Origin of the sequence: Eubacterium sp. 3_1_31 (assembly GCF_964249515.1) — a bacterium.
In the GTDB taxonomy this organism is placed as follows: Bacteria; Bacillota_I; Bacilli_A; order Erysipelotrichales; family Erysipelotrichaceae; genus Longicatena; species Longicatena caecimuris.
Window position 1 is genome coordinate 77929 of the sequence record NZ_CAXUBY010000004.1, and the last position, 21282, is coordinate 99210.

General features: G+C 37.7%; 18 protein-coding genes and 2 other annotated features. Of the genes, 5 read left to right on the forward strand and 13 right to left on the reverse strand.

The window, feature by feature from the left end; all coding sequences use genetic code 11:
- The first annotated feature begins 144 nt into the window (after window positions 1-144).
- Window positions 145-939 (forward strand): non-homologous end joining protein Ku, encoded by a 795-nt coding sequence (ku, locus tag ACESSZ_RS02850; RefSeq protein WP_008688532.1) that lies wholly within the window; start codon window positions 145-147, stop codon window positions 937-939.
- Entirely contained in the window at window positions 939-1874 is a 936-nt protein-coding gene (gene ligD, locus ACESSZ_RS02855; protein ID WP_331866866.1) for a non-homologous end-joining DNA ligase, read from the forward strand. Before ku ends, ligD begins: the two co-directional genes overlap by 1 nt.
- A gap of 1 nt (window position 1875) precedes the next feature.
- Here the strand turns inward: ligD and ACESSZ_RS02860 are convergent, their stop codons facing one another.
- The 9 genes from ACESSZ_RS02860 to ACESSZ_RS02900 form a co-directional block, all read right to left on the reverse strand.
- Window positions 1876-2412: a methylated-DNA--[protein]-cysteine S-methyltransferase gene (locus ACESSZ_RS02860; RefSeq protein WP_331866867.1), complete on the reverse strand. Its 537-nt coding sequence runs from the start codon at window positions 2410-2412 to the stop codon at window positions 1876-1878.
- A 111-nt stretch (window positions 2413-2523) separates the two neighbouring features.
- The gene (locus ACESSZ_RS02865; protein ID WP_331866868.1) at window positions 2524-2841 is read right to left on the reverse strand and encodes an ATP-binding cassette domain-containing protein; all 318 of its coding nucleotides are present in this window, start codon (window positions 2839-2841) and stop codon (window positions 2524-2526) included.
- Entirely contained in the window at window positions 2838-4109 is a 1272-nt protein-coding gene (locus ACESSZ_RS02870) for an ABC transporter transmembrane domain-containing protein (protein ID WP_331866869.1), read from the reverse strand. Before ACESSZ_RS02870 ends, ACESSZ_RS02865 begins: the two co-directional genes overlap by 4 nt.
- A 344-nt stretch (window positions 4110-4453) precedes the next feature.
- Window positions 4454-6199, reverse strand: coding sequence for an aspartate--tRNA ligase (aspS, locus tag ACESSZ_RS02875; RefSeq protein WP_008978350.1), 1746 nt, complete (start codon window positions 6197-6199; stop codon window positions 4454-4456).
- A 14-nt stretch (window positions 6200-6213) separates the two neighbouring features.
- Window positions 6214-7521 (reverse strand): histidine--tRNA ligase, encoded by a 1308-nt coding sequence (gene hisS / locus ACESSZ_RS02880; protein WP_008688538.1) that lies wholly within the window; start codon window positions 7519-7521, stop codon window positions 6214-6216.
- A gap of 51 nt (window positions 7522-7572) precedes the next feature.
- Window positions 7573-7776 (reverse strand) — a binding site (T-box leader).
- A 176-nt stretch (window positions 7777-7952) separates the two neighbouring features.
- Window positions 7953-8690 (reverse strand): YebC/PmpR family DNA-binding transcriptional regulator, encoded by a 738-nt coding sequence (locus tag ACESSZ_RS02885; protein WP_040013756.1) that lies wholly within the window; start codon window positions 8688-8690, stop codon window positions 7953-7955.
- Between the two features lie 271 nt (window positions 8691-8961).
- Window positions 8962-9843 (reverse strand): YitT family protein, encoded by an 882-nt coding sequence (locus tag ACESSZ_RS02890; RefSeq protein WP_008688540.1) that lies wholly within the window; start codon window positions 9841-9843, stop codon window positions 8962-8964.
- 252 nt (window positions 9844-10095) lie between these two features.
- On the reverse strand, window positions 10096-12495 hold the full coding sequence (leuS, locus tag ACESSZ_RS02895) for a leucine--tRNA ligase (protein WP_008688541.1): 2400 nt from the start codon (window positions 12493-12495) through the stop codon (window positions 10096-10098).
- Between the two features lie 40 nt (window positions 12496-12535).
- Window positions 12536-12741, reverse strand: a binding site (T-box leader).
- A 64-nt stretch (window positions 12742-12805) separates the two neighbouring features.
- Window positions 12806-13045 (reverse strand): hypothetical protein, encoded by a 240-nt coding sequence (locus tag ACESSZ_RS02900; protein ID WP_008688542.1) that lies wholly within the window; start codon window positions 13043-13045, stop codon window positions 12806-12808.
- A gap of 210 nt (window positions 13046-13255) precedes the next feature.
- Between ACESSZ_RS02900 and ACESSZ_RS02905 the strand changes: the two genes are divergently transcribed.
- Complete coding sequence (locus ACESSZ_RS02905; protein WP_008688543.1) at window positions 13256-13507, forward strand: hypothetical protein; 252 nt, start codon at window positions 13256-13258, stop codon at window positions 13505-13507.
- 348 nt (window positions 13508-13855) lie between these two features.
- Here ACESSZ_RS02905 and gltA read toward each other — a convergent pair whose 3' ends face one another.
- The 3 genes from gltA to aroD all read right to left on the reverse strand — a co-directional run bounded on the left by gltA (window position 13856) and on the right by aroD (window position 16981).
- Window positions 13856-15244, reverse strand: a complete 1389-nt coding sequence (gltA, locus tag ACESSZ_RS02910) for an NADPH-dependent glutamate synthase (RefSeq protein WP_008688544.1) — start codon at window positions 15242-15244, stop codon at window positions 13856-13858.
- Between the two features lies 1 nt (window position 15245).
- A complete protein-coding gene (locus ACESSZ_RS02915) occupies window positions 15246-16088 on the reverse strand; it encodes a sulfide/dihydroorotate dehydrogenase-like FAD/NAD-binding protein (RefSeq protein WP_008688547.1) in 843 nt (280 codons plus the stop codon).
- A gap of 122 nt (window positions 16089-16210) precedes the next feature.
- Window positions 16211-16981 (reverse strand): type I 3-dehydroquinate dehydratase, encoded by a 771-nt coding sequence (gene aroD / locus ACESSZ_RS02920; protein WP_008688548.1) that lies wholly within the window; start codon window positions 16979-16981, stop codon window positions 16211-16213.
- A 699-nt stretch (window positions 16982-17680) separates the two neighbouring features.
- Here aroD and ACESSZ_RS02925 point away from each other — a divergent pair.
- Together ACESSZ_RS02925 and aroF are read left to right on the forward strand one after the other, a co-directional pair.
- Window positions 17681-18946, forward strand: coding sequence for a shikimate kinase (locus tag ACESSZ_RS02925; RefSeq protein WP_008688549.1), 1266 nt, complete (start codon window positions 17681-17683; stop codon window positions 18944-18946).
- A gap of 18 nt (window positions 18947-18964) precedes the next feature.
- Window positions 18965-19981, forward strand: coding sequence for a 3-deoxy-7-phosphoheptulonate synthase (gene aroF / locus ACESSZ_RS02930; RefSeq protein ID WP_008688550.1), 1017 nt, complete (start codon window positions 18965-18967; stop codon window positions 19979-19981).
- 143 nt (window positions 19982-20124) lie between these two features.
- On the opposite strand, the gene ACESSZ_RS02935 is transcribed toward aroF, so the two are convergent.
- Window positions 20125-21156, reverse strand: coding sequence for a zinc-binding metallopeptidase family protein (locus tag ACESSZ_RS02935; RefSeq protein WP_499842685.1), 1032 nt, complete (start codon window positions 21154-21156; stop codon window positions 20125-20127).
- Window positions 21157-21282 lie beyond the last annotated feature (126 nt).

The following is a 21282-nucleotide window of genomic DNA, read 5'->3' on the forward strand; positions in this document are numbered from 1 at the left end:
TTTTAGGCGTTCCATTAAATTGGATACTTTAGAATCCTCTTTAACGCTTCTAATCACATCATATACAATAGTTTACCAAAGTATATTTCATAATGATAAGAATGATACTATCCGAAACAGCCATAATAGCCTTGAGGTGATACCATGGCTGTTGCACATAAAGGAGCTATATCTTTTGGACTTGTTCATATCCCTATACAACTGTATCGAACAACACAGGATACAGCTATATCCTTTAATCAACTTTGTAAAGATACCCATGAACGCGTAAAATATAAAAAATATTGTCCAAATTGTGACAAAGAATTAAAAAGTGAAGATATTGTAAAAGGCTATCAATATGAAAAGGATAAATATGTCATCATGACAAATGATGAGATTGAAAAGTTAAAAGTTGAAAAAGATCGTACGATCCAGATTCAACATTTCACTTCTTTAGCCAATATCAATGATTTATATTATGAAAAGAATTATTATGCTGTTCCTGAGAAACATGCCGAAAAAGCATATGAATTGCTGCGTAAAGCCATGCAGGAAGAAAATGTTGTTGCAGTTGCCAAAACGGTTATTGGCACTAAAGAAACGTTGCTGGCTCTTTGCCCAAGCGATGAAGAAATTATCGTCAAGACCCTTTTCTATGAAGAAGAATTAGTTGAGAATCCCAAAACCATTTTGCACCCGGATATTGATAAAGCTGAGTTGAACATGGCAAAACAATTGATAACATCCATGAGCAAACCATTTGAACCAGAAACGTATCATGATGAATTTCAAGAGCGCTTACGCAATGCAATTGAAGAAAAGATTGATGGTCATCAAATACTACACAGCAGCGATCGTAAGGAAGATCATAAAACTCCAATTGATCTTATGGAAGCTTTAAAGCAATCCATTGAAGCCACGAAGCCGAAAACCAAGCGAAAACGGGTGCGTCACTAATGCAATTTCCCTTATACGATCCCATGTTAATCGGAACAGAACAGCCTCCATTTGACGATGATGCATATATTTACGAGATTAAAATGGATGGTGTTCGTTGTTTAGCTTATCTTTATAAAGATCATGTAGAACTTATCAATAAACGTCATCTAAAATTAAATTCTAAGTTTCCTGAACTAAAAAGTTTATATAAACAAGCAAAGAAGCCTTGTGTGATCGATGGAGAATTGCATGTTTTTCAAGATGGAAAAAGTGATTTTTTCGCCATTCAAAGAAGAACTCTTACAAGTGATCCTTTTCGTATACGTCAACATAGTAAAAAGTTTCCTGCTGTCTTCACTGCTTTTGATATTTTAAATCTTGATGGTGAAGATATTTGTCAAAAGCCTTTGATGGAACGAAAAAAATTGCTTGAAAAGAACATTAAAGAATCCCCTATCTGTAATATCTCTCGTTACATCGAACAAGAAGGAAAAGCTTTGTTTGCTTTAACGAAGCAACAACAACTGGAAGGTATCGTCGCAAAGCGTAAAGAAAGTCTGTATCAACCAGGCAAGCGCACAAAAGAATGGATCAAATGCAAACATCTATTGGAAGCCGATTTTGCTGTTGTTGGTTATATTCCCAAAGAACATGCCATGCTCTCCTTAGTGCTAGCTGCTTATGATAACCAAAAACTGCAATATTGTGGGCATGTTACCATGGGTGTATCCAAAGATTATTTATTTGCCCATATCAAAGACACGATTCCTTGCCCTTTTTCTGTCCTGCCAGATGGCAATGAGGATGCCACTTGGATATCGCCGTTTTTATGCGGTACCGTGAAATTTATGGAATACACACAAAGCGGTGGTATGCGTCAGCCAGTATTTAAAGGCTTTCGTGAGGATAAGCAACCTATTGAATGTCTAATGCATCAGTTACAAGAACACTAACTTATAACGCCGTTCCCCTCTTTGGCCGATAGAAGGCATCCATCGCTACGTTTTCTAATGTAAGAAGCTGTATTTTCTTATCTAATCCCCCACCATATCCTGTAAGATTTCCTTTTGCGCCTACGACGCGATGACAAGGAATAATGATAGATATTGGATTATGACCAACCGCATAGCCAACCGCTTGGGCTGACATTTTCGCTTTTCCTTGTTCTGCTGCAATTTGCTTTGCTATATCTCCATACGTTATGGTTTGTCCATAGGGAATGGTTTTTAAAATTTCCCACACCCGTAAGCAAAAAGCACTTCCACTCAATCGCATAGGTACATCAATTTTAGGATTTTGACCTTTAAAATAAGCATTTAACCACCTACGTGTCTTATGAAAAACGGGCAGTTCTTCATGGAATTGCTCTTTTTCTATTTCACATAACTCGCTAAATCTTGAAGTAGTAAACCATAAACCTGTTAAATTTTCTCCATCACTCGTTAGAATAATTCTTCCCATGGCAGATTCATAAAAACACTTATATTCCATAAACAATCCTCCATCTGCTTTTCTATTTCACTATAACACAGGATAACACAGGTGCATATAACAAAAAACTTAATTGTTTAGTAAACATTTTCTAAGTGTTAAGATTTTCCATTATCTTGATTCTTCTAGATCAATAACTTCATCAGCGCATTGTATGATATCTTTATCATGAGATACAATAATGATCATGCAATCACTCTTCTTCATCATAAGAAAATCGATTACTTTCTTTTTCGCGTCAGCATCTAAAAAAGACTCAGGTTCATCTAATAAATAAAGTGAAACATCTTTAACAAAAGCTCTATTTAAAACAATTTTACGCTTTTCTCCTTGGGAGATGTTATCTTCATGAATATCGCGGTTGTTAAGACTATCTAAACGAAAGAGCATCGCAGTATTTCGTGACTGTCCAAAATTGATGTTATTCAATACGGTGTCCTGTATAACATACGGCTGTTGAAGTGCATAGGAGATACAATTTTTCGATAATGATATACTTGCAGTTCTGAAAAAGGAATATCATTGATTAGAAAAGCCTCTGCTTCATATGCTTGAAAGCCACTCAATACATCTAAAAGAGAACTTTTACCGGCACCGTTTGCTCCTTTGATTACATAGCTATTTCCTTGCTTAAATTTACAAGTCAGATGTTTTACAATCTTTTTATCGCCATAGAATATGGTTAAATTTTTTATTATAATATCATGAACGCTATCTAAGATAATACCTTCCTCAGACTCCTCTTCTAAATCCATAAGAGTATCTAAGCGCGTTATTGCAATATGCATTTCCTGCTTTTTCGAGCCGAAATTTAAAATTGAAGATATATACGTAACCAACATATTGAAAAAATTAAATGCCACAACAAATTCACCAACGGTGATTTCGCCGACTTGTATTCGCTTTAATGAAAGATAGATGATTAAAATTAAGGATAAGCTGGATATCATGGAACATATGAAATTATAAGCGGATGAAACATTCAAACTATGTTTCATTGCTTTTTCACATGTCGTATAAATTGCATGTATATCTTTTTTTACATTAGTATAAAGATGTTCTAATCGCACAAGTTTCCCCCGCCCCATCCACATCACTTCACGTGAGAAAGACGCCGTTTGTGCATCCTTCTCAGCTTTGCGGATGCGAAACATCTTCTGATAACTAATCATGTATATACCAATATTTAAAATTGCAAGCAGTAGTACCAAAAGACAAATTTGCCAATCTACAAAAAACAGAATACCCGTAATCAAAAATGCTAAAACAGCGTCAATATATACTTGTAGCTTATCTTCCATCACGTAGTTAGCACAAGTTAAAGTATCCGTATCTATCTTCTCGCAGATGGCACTAACAGATTCTGTTAGAGAACTCAGTTTTACCCGAAACAAATGTTCATAGATAAGCTCTTTTAGCTTGTGTTGATAAGAAAACTGTAAGTGGCTTGAGATATATGCTTGTAGGGTAGAAAGTGCAGTGATCGCAATGATTAGGATACACACAAAGACTAATACTTGTAATACCCATGAGAACTTCATAGATGTCAAACCATCAACAATAATCCCCATTACATAAGATATTAACACATTCTGCGATTGCACAATAATAGTGATAAATAAGAGGAAAATGAGTTTTTCGCGTATACCTTTTGTTAAAGAGGTAATTGACTTTTTTATTACTGATTCTGTATGCATGATAATCTCCGCCTTTTTTCTTATTTAAAACTATAACAGAAAAGTCATTAAATGCAACTGAATGTGTGTATTCTTGTTTGAGTAATTACCCTAATCTAGTTTAAGTAAAGCTAACAAACATTCAAAAAACTTTAACGATTTAACCAGTAATAATAGAAGCTATTGCATACTATAATAACGGAAAGTACTGCATAAAGAAAAGGATTGCGTCTATTTGCATATAGACAACAATCCTTATGAAATACAGTTTCATGTAATGTGTCCTACTTTTTAAGGTCACTACACACGATTTTATCCATGTTGTTTGTTCCTTATATAAGTTAAAACTACCTAATCCGCTTCTATTACTCTTTTTCAGTAATGGTAATATGCAACTCCTGCAACTGTTCTTCATCAACTGGTGTAGGTGCGTCGCTCATTGGACATTTTGCGTTTGCGTTCTTAGGGAATGCTATAACATCACGGATAGAGTCGCTCTCAGATAAGATCATTGCGATACGATCAAGTCCAAATGCCAATCCACCATGTGGAGGTGTTCCATATTTTAATGCATCAACGAACCATCCAAAGTTCTCTTGAATCTTTTCTTCTGTAAAGCCAAGTACCTCAAACATTTTATCCTGCATAGCTCCATCATAGATTCGTAAAGAACCTCCACCTAATTCATAGCCATTTAACACAACATCATAGGCAATCGCATGGACTTTACCTGGATCGGTATCAATGTATTGCATATCCTCATCACGTGGACGTGTGAATGGATGATGCATTGCATACCAACGTCCATCTTCTTCGCTGTACTCAAACATTGGGAAATCGGTAACCCATAAGTAAGAGAATTCATCTTTTTTCTTTAACCCTAATAGGGATCCAAAATGATTACGTAAAGCACCTAAGACTTCACATGTAATTCTCCATTTATCTGAAACAATCAACACTAAATCATTTTCTTTCAAGGTTAATCGCTCAATCAAAGCATGAATTTCATCTTCAGATAAGAACTTAACGATAGGGCCACTCACTTCACCATTGAGATATTTTAAAGTGACTAAGCCTTTTGCGCCATTCTTTTTCGCAAGTTCTGTAATCTTATCAATCTCTTTACGCGTCATGCTTGCTTTATCAGGGACAACTACCGCTTTGATGCTGCCGGCATTTGCGATACAATCCTGGAATACTTTAAAACCACAATTAGTGAACAGCTCCGTGATATCCTGCAATTCCATGGCAAAGCGGTTATCTGGCTTATCACTACCATAACGATTCATGGCTTCTTCCCATGTTAATCTTGGGAATGGAATGCTGATATCCATGCCTTTTACATCTTTCATCAGCTTTTGCAGCATTTCTTCCATCATCGTCTGAATTTCCACATCGCTTAAAAAACTGGTTTCTAAGTCAACTTGCGTAAAATCTGTTTGACGGTCTGCTCGTAAATCTTCATCACGGAAGCATCTGGCAAACTGATAATAACGTTCAAAGCCTGATACCATCAATAATTGCTTATAGAGCTGCGGAGATTGGGGGAGTGCATAAAAACTTCCCGGATGCACACGACTTGGTACCAAATAATCACGAGCACCTTCTGGTGTACTTCTTCCCAACATTGGTGTTTCAATCTCAATAAAATCTTTGCTATCTAAATATTCACGCATGCTGTGGGTAATCTTATGACGCATCATTAATTTGTTTTGCATGATTGGACGACGTAAATCTAAATAGCGATACTTTAAACGAGTGTCTTCCAAAGCATCTGTATCATCAGCTACGATGATAGGAGTTGTTTCGGCACTATTGATGATGCTGACCTCATTTACTTTAACTTCAATATCTCCAGTCGCAAGTTTTGGATTCTTATCTTTTCGTTCTAAGACCGTACCACTTACTTGTAAGATATATTCATTTCGCACATCCTTAATTTGCTCAGCCAGTGTTTCATCAAAAACCAGCTGTGTGATTCCTGTACGATCACGTAAATCAATAAAAACCAAGGCTCCGAAGTTACGACGTTTGGCTACCCAGCCCAGCAAAGTAACTTCTTTTCCAGTATCACTTAAACGTAGTTCTCCATTTGTATGTGTTCTCTCCATATGCGATTTCCTTCCTATTCTTCTTCATTAATTTCACCACAGCCAACATTGCCAAAGATACGATCCATCGTTGGGATCAATTCCTCCATTGGGACTGTATACTGCTGTTGCGTTTTTACATCTTTGATATTCACGGTACCATTAGCTACTTCACTATCCCCGATTAGAATTGCACATCGTGCATGTTTGCGATCGACGGTTTTAAACTGTGCTTTAAAGCTTCTACCTAAGTAATCTGTATCTGTGCGATAGCCATTTGCTCGCAATTCGGTCGTAATTGCCAATACTTCCTTATGTACGCTATCTGCTAAACAAAGGACATACGCATCTAATCCATCTTCCTCATCAAGAGTAATGCCTTCTGCCTCACAAGCAATGATCAAACGTTCCAATCCCATTGCCCAGCCAATGCCACTCATTCCTTCCGGACCACCGAAATACTCTACCAAGCCATCATAACGGCCACCGGCAAATACCGTAGATTGGGCGCCCATTTCCTTATTAACGGAGACAACTTCAAATACTGTATGTGTATAATAATCCAAGCCACGAACCAAACGATCATCCACTTCATAAGGAATACCTAAAGCATCTAAGCCTTCTAAGACTTCCTTAAAATATTGTTTGCTGGCATCATTTAGATAATCTTCCATCTTAGGTGCTGTCTTCATAATATCTTTATCATGATCCACCTTGCAATCTAAGATACGTAAAGGATTTTGTTCATAACGACGCTTACAATCCGCACACATGGTATCAATATCGTTTTTAAAGTGTTCCTTTAAAGCGGCGCGATATGCAGCACGGGATTCATCATCACCTAAAGTGTTGATCAACACTTTCATATCCTTTAATCCTAATGCGGATACAAAGCTCCAACCTAAAGCAATCGTTTCAACATCCAACATCGGACTTTTTGCGCCAATCACTTCTACACCAAATTGATGAAAGATACGCATTCTTCCCTTTTGTGGACGTTCATGACGACACTGTGGACCTACATAGTACATCTTTACTGGTAGATCCGCATTGCCAAACATCTTATGTTCCACAAAGGCTCTGGCTACACCTGCTGTTCCTTCAGGGCGCAGGGTCAATGAGGTTGCACTGTTTTCCAGCTGGAAGGTATACATTTCCTTATTCACCATATCACTGGAATCATTGCCTCGTTTAAAGACATTTGTATGTTCAAAAATTGGGGTACGAATTTCATCGTAGTTATACACATAGCAGAATTGACGAATCATATCTTCCAGCTTGTGCCATTTGCTAATATCCTTAGGCAGGATATCCTGTGTTCCTCTTGGTACCTGATAACGCATAGTCATTCCTCCATTCATTTATCATCTTCATAAGCATAAAAAAACGCCCTCACAAAGGACGTATTCCACGCGGTGCCACCTTTTTTCATCTCGAATTGAAATGCTGCTTAACACCTTAACGCGGTCATACGATTATCCATTTCCTGATAATTCCTCCAAAGTGTCCCTTAACATAAATGCATCGCAAAGACTCTCAGCTAATGTCTTTTTCTCTGTAACTTACTTTATGATAAGCCTCTTTTTCATCGGATTACTTATAGTTTACCCATCTTAGCGAAGTTTGTCAATTAGAAGTAAAACAAAAAAACGATTTCTTTAAGAGAATAAATGATTTTTCTTATCTATCTGAACAAACAAAACAACAATGGCTACATATGATAAAAGCGATACTCAGGTTGGTCATACCATAAAGTATCGCTTATCGCTATTTCTTATTCAACAGGATCATTAATGTTACGAACATTGTGATATACCTGCTGTACATCATCAACATCATCCAGTAACGTTACCAATCGCTGGAACAGTTTCAAATCTTCACCTTCCAGTTCAACATACTCATTAGGCAACATCGTATCTTCCATGATATCAAAGTTTACATCAGGAATCAGTTCGGCAATTGCATCCTGAGCTTTATTTAAGTCTGTAGGCTCTACCGTAATTGTCATTTGCCCATCTTCTACTTCAATATCTTTTAAATCAACTTCCGCCATGATCAAAGCATCCATCATTGCCTCTTCATCTTCATAAGCAATGGAAATCAATCCAACATGCTCATAATTGAAAGATACACAGCCACTCACACCTAATTTCGCATGTGATTTATTAAAGCATGCACGTAAATCGGCAATCGTACGATTTGCATTATCTGTTAAGCAGTCAATAATGATGGTTGCAGCTCCACCAGAGCCGAATCCTTCATATGTAGCAGGTGCATAGTTTTCATTGGTACCACCTTTTGCTTTGTCAATGGCACGCTTAATAACATCAGCAGGAACCTGATTTGCTTTTGCACGTTCAATTACTTTTTTTAATGCAGCATTCATTTCCGGATCAGGCACACCTGATTTTGCTGCTACTAAAATTTCTTTACCATAACGAGAATATTTCTTTGCTTTTGCTGCAGCCGTCTTAGCCATGGAAGCGGCGCGCACTTCAAAATGTCTACCCATTTTTATCACCTTCCAAATTTCCTCATATAGTATAGCATACATATGCTTTTTAACGCAAGAAAATCCTGATCGACGCATGAAACAAGCCTTTGTTGCGTATCACGCTTTGCTTGCTTGTAAGCATTTTCCATCAAAACCATTTCGTGTAATACGATTCATAGCGATTAGCTAAACCCGAAAATTAGTGTTATTACAGTTCAACAAGTGCCAAATAAAAGTCTTCCTAGAACCATGTTGATGTTACGTAAATCAATTAGCGTACGATGATTCATCATTCAAAAGGCTTTTGATAAAAATTACCAAAAAATTGTTCTGTACGCATAACATTAACTATAATTCGTTCATCAGTTTGTTTAAGTAATTCAATGATATCAGCAACTTCGTACGTAGAGACAACAGTATGTAGGATATAAATCTTTTTGTGTGAAAAGCCCCCATATCCTTGTACACAGGTAATGCCATGGCGAAAATGATCTACATACGTATCTACAACACTTTCTGCATCACTTGTGAGAATTTCCAAGGTAACACGTTCATAACGGTGGTGGAAAGCATCAATTGTCTTTGTTGAGATAAATTGAAATATAATTGAATATCCGGCATAAATCCAACCAAACATAGAACCAAAGATACATAAGATAGCCGCATTAAAGAGGAACACATAGGACCATATGGATTTGCCTAAACGATTCGACACAAACAAGGCTATAAAATCAGTTCCACCGGTGGAAGCATTGCCTTTTAATGCCAGAGTAGTACCGATTCCATAAAGGAACCCACCAAAAATAACATTTAATACGATATCATGAAACATTGGCTGAAAATTCATCACTTGTAGAAAGAGACTTGTACAGGCAAATTGAATACAAGAGAAGAATGTGAATCTTGCCGAAATACTTTTATAACATAAAAGGGCAACTGGTACATTTAACATGATAATAGCGATTGAGGTAGATATAGAACCACCATATAATGCTGCAATTTTGTCAATTAAGATTGCAACGCCGGTAAATCCACTAGATAACATATTAGCAGGACGAATCATAGATTGAATAACAAAGGTCTGCAGCAAAGCAGACGTGATGACTGCCAACAATGTAATCAGATTACGTATCGCTTTTTTGCGTTTTAGTATAGCAATTTTTTTATTCATCCTATCACCTGCTCTTTAAAGCTTATTTATTATCTTTATTGTAACAGATTTAACGCTTACAAAAAAGCTTAAGATGCTTGTTTCTATGTGACAAGTCGACTTGTCATTTTCTAAGACATCCCCATGGAAAGACTAAAAGCAAGCGATATGTGAACCTCTTCTTCGATAAGGATAGCATAAGCTATTTATATAATGAATCGTTTACATGCAAAAAAAGAAACCATCGGATGACCCATATGGTTTCTCATGAAATTAATTTGCAACGATATTCACAACTTTACCTTTTACAACAATGATCTTACGAATGGTTTTACCTTCTAATTGTGCTTTCACACTCGTTAACTGTAATGCCTCTTCTTTAATAGCATCCTCATTCGCATCCGCTGCAATCTTAAATTTACCACGCAATTTACCATTCACCTGAACGATGATTTCAACTTCACTTTCAATCAATTTACTTTCGTCATATGTCGGCCAAGGTTCATATGCAATAGTTTGTTCTCCATGGAAGACATCCTGCCAGATTTCTTCCCCCATATGTGGAGCAAAACATGCAAACATTTTTAAGAAACCTTTTGCATATTCTTCATAAATAGTATCTGCTTTATAGCATTCATTGATAAAAATCATCATTTGTGAAATCGCTGTATTTAAGTTCAAGGTTTCGACGTCATGTGTTACCTTTTTTACAGTTGCATGATAGACCTTATCTAATTTTCCATCATTCTCTTTTGCTAATTTATTTTGTTCGGTATATAAGCGCCAAACACGTTCCAACCATTTACGAGAACCATCCAATCCGGTCGTACTCCAAGGCAAAGCAGCTTCAAGTGGCCCCATAAACATTTCATATACACGCAGCGCATCAGCACCATGGCTTTCAACGATATCATCTGGATTTACAACATTTCCACGCGATTTTGACATTTTTTCGTTATTTTCTCCTAAGATCATTCCCTGATGGAATAATTTTTGGAAAGGTTCTTTGGTTTTTACAACACCGCAGTCATACAATACTTTATGCCAGAAGCGTGCATATAATAAGTGTAATACCGCATGTTCAGCACCACCGACATATAAATCTACTGGCAACCAATGTTCTAATAGTTTTTCATCTGCAATTGCTTCATGATTTTTAGGATCAATATAACGCAGATAATACCAACAGCTGCCAGCCCATTGTGGCATCGTATTGGTTTCGCGTTTTCCTTTAACACCATCGATTTCGACATTCAACCAATCTTCGCAATGTGCTAATGGTGATTCGCCATTTGCATTTGGTTTGAAAATCTTAGTTTCTGGTAATTCAAGTGGCAGTTCATCAATATCAACCGTGCGTGTCGTACCATCTTCCATATGGATAATAGGAATTGGCTCTCCCCAGTAACGCTGACGAGAAAACAGCCAATCACGTAATTTATATGTTGTCTTTGCACAACCACAATGATGTTCTTCTAACCATTTGATCATAGTATCAATGGCTTCCTGTTTTCCCATACCATTTAAGAACGCGGAATTCACGTGAACACCATCTTCCGTGAAGGCTTCTTTGCTGATATCTCCGCCTTCTAAAACAGGAATGATTTCGATATTAAATTTCTTAGCAAATTCATAATCACGGGTATCGTGTGCAGGAACAGCCATGATTGCTCCAGTTCCATAACTTGCTAATACATAATCACTAATCCAAATAGGAACTTCTTTTCCATTTACTGGGTTGATCGCATAAGCGCCAGTAAAAACACCTGTTTTCTCTTTGTTTAATTCCGTACGTTCTAAATCAGACTTTGATGCACAAGTCTTCTTATAAGCAGCTATTTGCTCTTTTTGAGCAGCTGTCGTGATTTCATCTACATATGGATGTTCAGGTGCCATAACACAATAAGTAGCGCCAAATAAAGTATCGCAGCGTGTCGTAAATACCGTAAATTCTTTATCTGTATTCTTTATCTTAAAGATAACATTAGCGCCTTGTGATTTACCAATCCAATTGATCTGCATTTCTTTGGTGGATTGTGGCCAATCGCATAACTCCAGATCTTCTAACAGACGCTCTGCATATTCTGTGATTTTTAAGACCCACTGACGCATCGGCTTACGAATGACTGGGTAGCCACCTCGCTCACTCTTTCCGTCAATGACTTCTTCATTAGCTAAAACCGTCCCCAATTCAGGACACCAGTTTACAGGAATCTCATCAACATATGCTAACCCTTTCTTATAAAGCTGCAAGAAAATCCATTGGGTCCATTTATAATAATCAGGATCTGTCGTTGAAATCTCGCGATCCCAATCATAGGAGAAACCTAAAGACTGAATCTGTTCACGGAAATGATCAACGTTTTTCTTTGTGAATTCAGCAGGATGATTTCCTGTCTGAATAGCAAATTGCTCTGCCGGCAAGCCAAAAGCATCCCATCCCATTGGATGTAATACGTTGTAACCTTGCATGCGTTTCATTCGTGCCAAAATATCGGTAGCGGTATAGCCTTCTGGATGGCCAACATGCAAACCATTTCCACTTGGATATGGAAACATATCCAATACATAAAATTTAGGCTTACTGAAATCATGTGTGTCACAGGCAAAAGTTTTATTCTCTTTCCAGTACGTTTGCCATTTTTTCTCTACTTTCTGGTGTTGATAGTTCATAATCATTCTCCTTTTGTAATAAAAAAACATCCTTAAACATTCTAAGGACGTTGTTCAACGCGGTACCACCTTAGTTCTTTTTTCTTAAGGAAAAAAGCCCTTCATTTCTTCTTAACGCGAAGTAAAACGGATAAGTGTGCTTATCGGCTCCTTAACGAGTTCCCCTGTTCCATACTTCAGCTTTTCACCAACCAGCTGACTCTCTGCATTATTTTCCAAGGTACTACTTTAATTCATCGCCTTTACGAGTATTAGTATACTCAATTCTTCATGTTTTTGTCAATGTTTCACTGACTTTTTTCATCTCACATCATACAAAAAAGAGTAAATAGCCTAAAATGAGAAAAACCGCAAGGGAAAACATAGCTGCTTTTTGAATATCCTCTCCCTCTTTCTTTTGCTTTTGTAAGGATATTATACTAACCAATGCATATAGCAAAAGTGCGATTGTCTTAGCTAACGGCTCAAATGACGGTATGAAAATCGTCACAACAAACAAGACCAATATACATGCGGCCGCTATTAAATTCCATTGTTCTTTATGTCTCATAGGATCACCACCATCAGCATACCATAAACTTAGCGCAACAAGCAATTTTTATATCGGTATATATTATGGATTGCCTTATCTTTCATACGGGCGTTCTTCTCATTTTTAAAAAAGTACGAGCGATTGCCTAAATGGGCAAGCAATGCTATTCATACCTTATTGATGAAGATACGTTAAGAAAAAACGTATCTCATAAAGGAGGAATTGTTTATGTGTAATGGTAACTTCAACAGAGGCTTTAACGATGGTAACTTCTTCAACAAAGGTTGTAACTGTTGCTCTTGTAACAACAACTATGATGATGCATTGTTCCGTGAAGTAGAACGTATTGCTCATCATGCAGCATGCCGCAGAGCAAGAGAAAACCGTTGTGCTCGTCAGTTTGTTAACTGCATGCGTAGTATCGAAGGCGATTTTGGATGTGGCTGCAACAACAATTGGAATAACTGCAATCGCTGGTAGTATTACAGGGAACGTTCTTGTTCCCTTACATAGCTTTTAAAAAGGACGCGCATCACCACGTCCTTCTTAAATAGGTTATCGAAAGGAAATCGATATGAATATGGAAGGTATCTCTTACAATGAAAGGAAGGAATGCAAGAAAACCATTTCCATTTCTATCATAATAGAGCCAATATTATGATATTAGAAATAAGGTACTTATTTCCTGAGATTATAATAACATTTTTCAAAGCTTTTGTAAACCCTTCCAAAAACTTTTGGGCTATACACTTTCTTATGCAATGTCCGTTTTATAATTGTAAAAATCATCTTATCTTATAAAAAAGCAGTGTTGTCACTGCTTTTTTATCATTTCTTATTTTGAATATAGGCATCCATCGCTTTTGCAGCTGTTTTCCCAGCACCCATGGCCAAAATAACCGTAGCAGCACCTGTAACAGCATCTCCTCCCGCAAAGACACCTTCTCTTGTAGTAGCACCATTATCATCGGCAATTAAACAGCCTTTGCGATTTGTTTCCAATCCTTCCGTAGTGGAACGAATTAAAGGATTTGGTGAAGTTCCGATAGCCATGATCATACAATCCACATCCAAAACAAAATTACTATCCTTTATTTCTACAGGGCGTCTACGACCGCTTTCATCTGGTTCACCTAATTCCATAGATACACATTCCATACCTTTGACCCAGCCGTTTTCATCACCAAGTACACGTACAGGATTAGTTAACAATCTAAAGATAATTCCTTCTTCTTGTGCATGCTCAACTTCTTCCCTACGAGCCGGCAACTCCTCCATGCTACGACGATATACGATGGTAACTTCTTCAACTCCCAGACGTTTTGCGCAACGTGCTGCATCCATTGCCACATTACCGCCGCCGACGATGACTGCACGTTTTGGATGCTGAATTGGTGTATCAACACCTTCTTTATAAGCTTTCATTAGATTGCAGCGAGTTAAGAACTCATTTGCTGAATATACACCTTTCAGATTTTCACCTGGCATATTCATAAAGTTAGGCAAACCAGCACCGCTGCCAATAAATACCGACTCATAACCGGCTTCAAACAAATCATCCACCGATTCACTGCGCCCAATGACCATGTTTGTTTCAATATCTACGCCCATCTGCTTTAAACCATCAATTTCATTTTGTACGATTGCTTTTGGCAGACGGAATTCAGGAATACCATACATTAACACACCGCCGGCTACATGCAATGCCTCAAAAACGGATACTTGATAACCCAATTTTGCCAAATCTCCGGCACAAGTCAAGCCTGCAGGGCCAGCACCAACAACAGCAACCTTATGTCCATTGCTGGCAGGTTTTACCGCCTCATCCTTTACATGTTCGCGATGCCAATCAGCTACAAAACGCTCTAAACGTCCAATTGCTACTGCTTCACCCTTTACACCACGAACACACTTGCTTTCACACTGTGTTTCCTGTGGACAAACACGTCCGCAGACAGCAGGTAAAGAACTTGTCTGGCGGATGATCTGATACGCTTTTTCAAATTCTCCATTTTTTACTTCTTCAATGAAATCAGGAATATTGACAGCTACCGGACATCCGCTAATACATGGTTTCGTAGGACAATGCAGGCAGCGTTGTGCTTCCTCCATCGCCATTTCTTTCGTATAACCAAGGGCTACTTCATCAAAATTATTTCTTCTGACATTCCCATCCTGTGTAGGCATAGGTACTTTTGTCATTGCCATATTTGCCATATTATGCAACCCCCTTCTTCAATAGATTGCAGGCTTCTTCACGTTCTCTAGCCTCAAATTCACGATAGGTAGCACCACGTGACATCGCCTCATCGAAATCAACTTCATGACCATCAAAATCCGGACCATCTACACAAGCAAATTTGGTTTTACCACCTACACTCAGACGGCAACCACCACACATGCCTGTACCATCGATCATGATCGGATTCATGCTGACAATCGTTTTGATGTTATATTTCTTTGTTAATTCGCAAACAAATTTCATCATAATCAGTGGTCCAATTGCAATGACTTCATCAAAGGTTTCTCCCTGATTGATCAAATCTTGCAATACATTGGTAACCAGACCTTTTGTACCGGTACTGCCATCATCACTTACCAAATAAGCATGACTGCTCACCTGTTTGAATTCATCCTCCAGAATGACAAGATCTTTATTTCTAAATCCGGTAATTACCGTCACATCAGCTCCGTTCTCATGCAAGGCCTTCGCGGTTGGATACGCGATTGCACAGCCAACGCCTCCACCAATGACACAAACTTTTTTTAAGCCATCCACATGAGATGGTTTTCCTAATGGACCAACAAAATCTAAAATGCTATCTCCTTCATTCAATTCATTCAACAGCATAGTTGTTTTTCCAACAATCTGAAAAATAATTGTAATTGTTCCCTTTACACGGTCATAATCCGCAATAGTCAAAGGAATACGTTCCCCATTTTCATGCACACGCAAAATGATAAATTGACCAGCCAACGCTTTTTTAGCAACAGCTGGAGCTGCAACCACCATTTTGGTTACGGTTGGGTTCAGGTTCTCTTTCTCTACGATCTTATACATAGCTTCTCCTTCCTGAAACTTTTTCATTATTTCTGAAAAAAGTTCCAACACACCTTTTATTTTACCCTTTTTCGTTTTAATGTGCAACAGTAAAATCATAGAAAAAGAAAGGAAAAGTGGCTTCACTCTTCCTTTAAACTCTTATGCAGCATTTCAACCATATTCTTTAAATCCTTTGCGGCAACTTGTCCTGGTGCACTGGCTTTTGTTGCGGCGCCAAAGGTCATTGCAGAACCAAAGACCTCTCCACATATGCGTGAGACGATACCATCCTTCGCCATCGACATGGTGATAATTGGACGATCCGCAAATTGTTCATACATGATATTTGTTGCAGATAACAGTGTTATAACATCCGCTTTACTCTGTGGCATAACGGCCATTTTCGAAATATCCGCATCGCGTTCCTGCATTGTTTTTAGACGTGCAACAATCTCGTCACAGCTTGGTGTTTTCACGAAATCATGATTACTCATCACGATTGCCACTTGATGGTTATGAGCATCTTTAACAATGGTTTTAACTTCTTCTTCCCCAATAAACAATTCTACATCAATCAGATCCGCATCCTTACTCATGATAATATCATGATACAATGCTACATAATCTTTTTTCTGTATCGCTTTTTCGCCACCTTCCTGTTTTGTACGAAAGGTCGCTAATATCACCATATCGCCTAATGCTTCACGCAATGTATGCAGCATAGCACATGCCTTTGAATGATCCATAATATCATCAAACCAATCCATACGCCATTCTACTACATCAACATCTAATTGTTTCAATTCATCTACTTCTGATAACAGTTCTTCTTTATTTTTACCAAGAATCGGAACACAAATCTTTGGCCGTCCTTCTCCGATTACTGTCTTTCTGACCTTTACCGTTTTCATTTTTTCCTCCTATTGCATATGCTTTAAATGCCTCTAGATTATCATCTCATGAATGGAATACTTTTTAGTCCTTTATGCTTTGAATGCTTTTTATTATACCAAGAATTTCTTTATTTTGCTATTCTTTAGGTTATTTAACAATGAAACAACACCTACACACATTATGGCAATTTACCCAATAACCGTTATTGAACATTCATCATGAAGATAGATACCATCTCCTTCATGCCTGCAAGCGATATGATCGTGTAGTTAAAGAAAAATGATATAATCCTAACAATGTCGGTAATTGTATCTATGATCCTAAGACTACATCGTTTCTTATTGGCGTACCAACGATAGGATCACTCCTTTTATATAACATTGCGCATCTCACAACAACAGGCCAATCGCATGCACACAGCCATTAATCTTTTTTCATTATTTTTCATACATCATGCAAATTCATGAAAATAATTATTGCTTTTTTTGCAGAAACATTGTATTCTATAAGCAATAGGAGTGATACTCATGCATACAACAACCTACGAAACATTTTACTTTTACTTTAGATAGCCCTGAAAAAACCATGATAAATTGAATGGTTCCTTTTCAGGGCTTTAATAAAGCATCGAACAGTTATCAGACGTTGATGCTTTTTTTGTTGCACGGCATGATGTACTTCTATTCATAATCATGAGAAAGAAGAGGTAGAAAATTATGAGATATGGACTTATCGGAGAAAAACTCGGGCATAGCTTCTCAAAAGAAATTCATGAGCGCATTGCTGATTATACGTATGATCTGATTCCCCTTTCCAAAGAAGCATTTCACGCATTTATGGAAAAACGTGATTTTACCGCAATCAATGTCACGATCCCTTATAAAAAAGAAGTTATCCCCTATTTAGATGAAATTGATGAGCATGCAAAAGCTATTGGTGCTGTAAATACCATTGTGAATAAAGAAGGCAAATTGATTGGCTATAATACAGATTTCACCGGTTTTCATTACATGGTAAAAAAGCATGGTGTGCAAATGAAAGGCAAGAAGGTACTGATCATAGGCAACGGTGGAGCATCCGCAGCAATACAGGCTGTTGTGCAGCATGAACAAGCAAAACAAATGATCATTGTAGATGTGGTTGCAGGAAATGGTGCCATCACATATGATGAATGCTTTTTGCATCATCTAGATGCTGAAATTATCATTAACACCTCCCCTGTCGGCATGTATCCTCATATTGGCAATACTCCTATTGACATTACATTGTTTCACAAATGTGAAGCAGTTATGGATGTGATTTATAATCCAATTCTAACACGTTTCTGTTTAGAAGCCCAAAATGAAGGTATCAAACATGTCAACGGCTTAGAAATGCTCATTGCACAAGCAAAACAAAGCGTTGAGTATTTTCTGAACAAAACCATCGATGATGCCATCATAGATGAAATCTATCAAGATATGTTAATGAAACGCTGCAACATCGTTTTGATTGGCATGCCAAGTTCAGGAAAAACGACAATCGGTAAAATGCTAGCAAAACGGATGCAGAAAGAGTTCATTGATTTAGATGATAAGATTATTGAAAAAGCTGGTAAAAGCATTCCTGAAATTTTCACAGAAAGTGGAGAAGCTGGATTTCGCGCTATAGAAACAGAAGTTGCTATTGAGCTTGCGAAAACAAACAATAAGATTATCGCGACAGGCGGTGGCACTGTTAAGCATAAAGTGAATATGGATTACTTAAGACAAAATGGCATCACTATTTTCATTGATCGCGATGTCGATAAGTTAATTAGTGCTGACCCCAATCGTCCATTGTCAAGCAGTAAAGAAGCTTTGCATAAAATGTATACAGAGCGTATAGCGCTCTATCGAAAGTATGCAGCTTATATTGCGGTGAATAACACCGATATAGAAGAAACAGTTAGCGAAATTGAAACAGCTTATCACAGCATTCTAATCAATGCTGTAAAAGATTAATAGAAAGAGGAAAAATTTATGATTATTACATTAAAGAAAAATGCGCCTAAAGACGAGGTCAACAAACTGATTCACAACTTTGAACAAAAAGGCTTATCTGTCACGATGATTCATGGTGATAATTATAATGTCTTTGGTCTAGTTGGAGATACCTCACGAGTTGATGAAAAATTAGTAAAAGCTCACCCTTTTGTAGAAAATGTTACTCGTATTGCCGCTCCATACAAAAAAGCTAATCGCTTATTTCATCCAGCAGATACTATAGTCGATGTAGCTGGTATCAAGGTTGGCGGTAAGGAAAAAATCGTTGTGATTGGTGGACCTTGCTCAGTAGAGGGTGATAAACAAATTATGGATATTGCCAAAAGTGTGAAAGAAGCCGGTGGCTGTATGCTGCGTGGAGGTGCTTATAAGCCGCGTACCTCTCCATACGCTTTTCAAGGCATGGGGACAAAAGGCATTCAATGTATGATGCACGCAAGAGAAACATATGGCTTACCTATCGTCAGTGAGTTAATGAGTGTGGATAAGCTAGATGAATTTGTCGAAAATGTTGATTTGATTCAAATTGGTGCTCGCAACATGCAGAATTTCGATTTATTGAAAGCTGTGGGACGTGTGAAGAAACCAGTACTATTAAAACGTGGATTAGCAAATACCATTGAAGAATGGATCATGGCAGCAGAGTATATCATGTCAGAAGGAAATGAAAATGTCATCTTCTGTGAACGCGGGATTCGCACCTTTGAAACGTATACAAGAAACACCTTAGATTTATCGGTAATTCCAATTCTTAAAGAAAAAACGCATCTGCCGATTATTATTGACCCAAGTCATGCAACCGGTGATTGGAAATTAGTAGAATCTGCTTCTTTAGCAGCCATTGCCGCTGGAGCAGATGGATTGATCATCGAAGTTCATAATGATCCGGAAAATGCATGGAGCGATGGAGCGCAATCCTTAAAGCCAGAACGTTTTAAAGAAGTGATTGATAAAGGCAAAGCCATTGCCACTGTCATTGGTCGTGATATGTAACTCATACATTTTACGATCGTAAGCAAATCAAAAAAAGTCAGCTCATATATTGCATAAGATTGCAAATGAGTTGGCTTCTTTTTCGTTTACCATAACTTTCGTACTAGTATGATGCTTTTAACATTCCTATTTGTTCTATGTAGTTAAAGATAAGAAAAAGCTGAATCTAATGAGCAAAGAAAGGCAGCAATTAAATCAATACAACTTTCTACATCTTTCCAATCCGCCGTTTCAATAGAAGAATGCATATAGCGTAAAGGCAATGATACCAAACAGATAGGTACGCCTTCATTGCTCATATGAATCGTATCTCCATCCGTTGATGTAAAACCTGGCGTAACCTCCCATTGATATGCAATACCATGCTGTTTAGCCAAAGTCTCCATACGTTTATTCATTGCTTCATTCACAATACTGCTATGGCATAAAACAGCACCTTTCCCTAAAAAAATATCGCCGCCTTCATTATTCTGAACACCTTGATAATCACTGGCAAAGGTTACATCAACGATGATAGCGCAATCGGGTTTCACTGCTTTAACCGCATGGAACGCTCCACGCCGTGTTGTTTCCTCACCTGTAGTAGTTGCTGCATACATACCAACAGAAGCTCCCATTTCCTTTGCTTTTCGCACTGCCTCTAAAATGATAAAAGCTCCACCTCGATCATCAATTGCTTTTGCGGCAAAGCGATTCTTTTGCAGTTCTTGCATATCCACTGCAGCACAGACAACATCGCCAAGCGACACTACTTTTTCACTTTCTTCCTTCGTATCACATCCGATATCTATTCGCAAATCATCACTGACGATTGTTCCCTTTGTTTCTAACATTTTATTACATATTACAACTCCATGAATCAGCTCTTTACCAACAATTTGTACATGTGTACCCAAGTATAAGATAGGATGTGCCCCTCCGGCCTTTATGACCCCTAATGTTCCATCAGGGTAGATACGATTCACATAAAAACCGATTTCATCTACGTGTGCACATAACAATACTTTTTGTTTTGCTTTTGCGTTCAAAACACTAATTAGGGTCTTACTGGCATCCATCTGACTATCTTCACATACATCCTTCATATATTCATAAATAATTTGTTGTATCGCTTTTTCTCTCCCACTTACAGAGATACATGTAAGTAATTCTTTCATAAATGTTTTATTCATCATTTCATCCATCCTTTCCAATTATCAAACATCACAAGATATCATGTCTCATTATTGATAACATCAGTATTCTATACTATAGAGTGTAACGTAATTGCTAGAAATATACGAAGGACCTGGCATTCTAAA

Coding starts and splice junctions, on each gene's coding strand:
- ku (WP_008688532.1), top strand. CDS start 145: ATGGCTGTTGCACATAAAGGAGCTATATCTTTTGGACTTGTTCATATC.
- ligD (WP_331866866.1), top strand. CDS start 939: ATGCAATTTCCCTTATACGATCCCATGTTAATCGGAACAGAACAGCCT.
- ACESSZ_RS02860 (WP_331866867.1), bottom strand. CDS start 2,412: ATGGAATATAAGTGTTTTTATGAATCTGCCATGGGAAGAATTATTCTA.
- ACESSZ_RS02870 (WP_331866869.1), bottom strand. CDS start 4,109: ATGCATACAGAATCAGTAATAAAAAAGTCAATTACCTCTTTAACAAAA.
- aspS (WP_008978350.1), bottom strand. CDS start 6,199: ATGGAGAGAACACATACAAATGGAGAACTACGTTTAAGTGATACTGGA.
- hisS (WP_008688538.1), bottom strand. CDS start 7,521: ATGCGTTATCAGGTACCAAGAGGAACACAGGATATCCTGCCTAAGGAT.
- ACESSZ_RS02885 (WP_040013756.1), bottom strand. CDS start 8,690: ATGGGTAGACATTTTGAAGTGCGCGCCGCTTCCATGGCTAAGACGGCT.
- ACESSZ_RS02890 (WP_008688540.1), bottom strand. CDS start 9,843: ATGAATAAAAAAATTGCTATACTAAAACGCAAAAAAGCGATACGTAAT.
- leuS (WP_008688541.1), bottom strand. CDS start 12,495: ATGAACTATCAACACCAGAAAGTAGAGAAAAAATGGCAAACGTACTGG.
- ACESSZ_RS02900 (WP_008688542.1), bottom strand. CDS start 13,045: ATGAGACATAAAGAACAATGGAATTTAATAGCGGCCGCATGTATATTG.
- ACESSZ_RS02905 (WP_008688543.1), top strand. CDS start 13,256: ATGTGTAATGGTAACTTCAACAGAGGCTTTAACGATGGTAACTTCTTC.
- gltA (WP_008688544.1), bottom strand. CDS start 15,244: ATGGCAAATATGGCAATGACAAAAGTACCTATGCCTACACAGGATGGG.
- ACESSZ_RS02915 (WP_008688547.1), bottom strand. CDS start 16,088: ATGTATAAGATCGTAGAGAAAGAGAACCTGAACCCAACCGTAACCAAA.
- aroD (WP_008688548.1), bottom strand. CDS start 16,981: ATGAAAACGGTAAAGGTCAGAAAGACAGTAATCGGAGAAGGACGGCCA.
- ACESSZ_RS02925 (WP_008688549.1), top strand. CDS start 17,681: ATGAGATATGGACTTATCGGAGAAAAACTCGGGCATAGCTTCTCAAAA.
- aroF (WP_008688550.1), top strand. CDS start 18,965: ATGATTATTACATTAAAGAAAAATGCGCCTAAAGACGAGGTCAACAAA.
- ACESSZ_RS02935 (WP_499842685.1), bottom strand. CDS start 21,156: ATGATGAATAAAACATTTATGAAAGAATTACTTACATGTATCTCTGTA.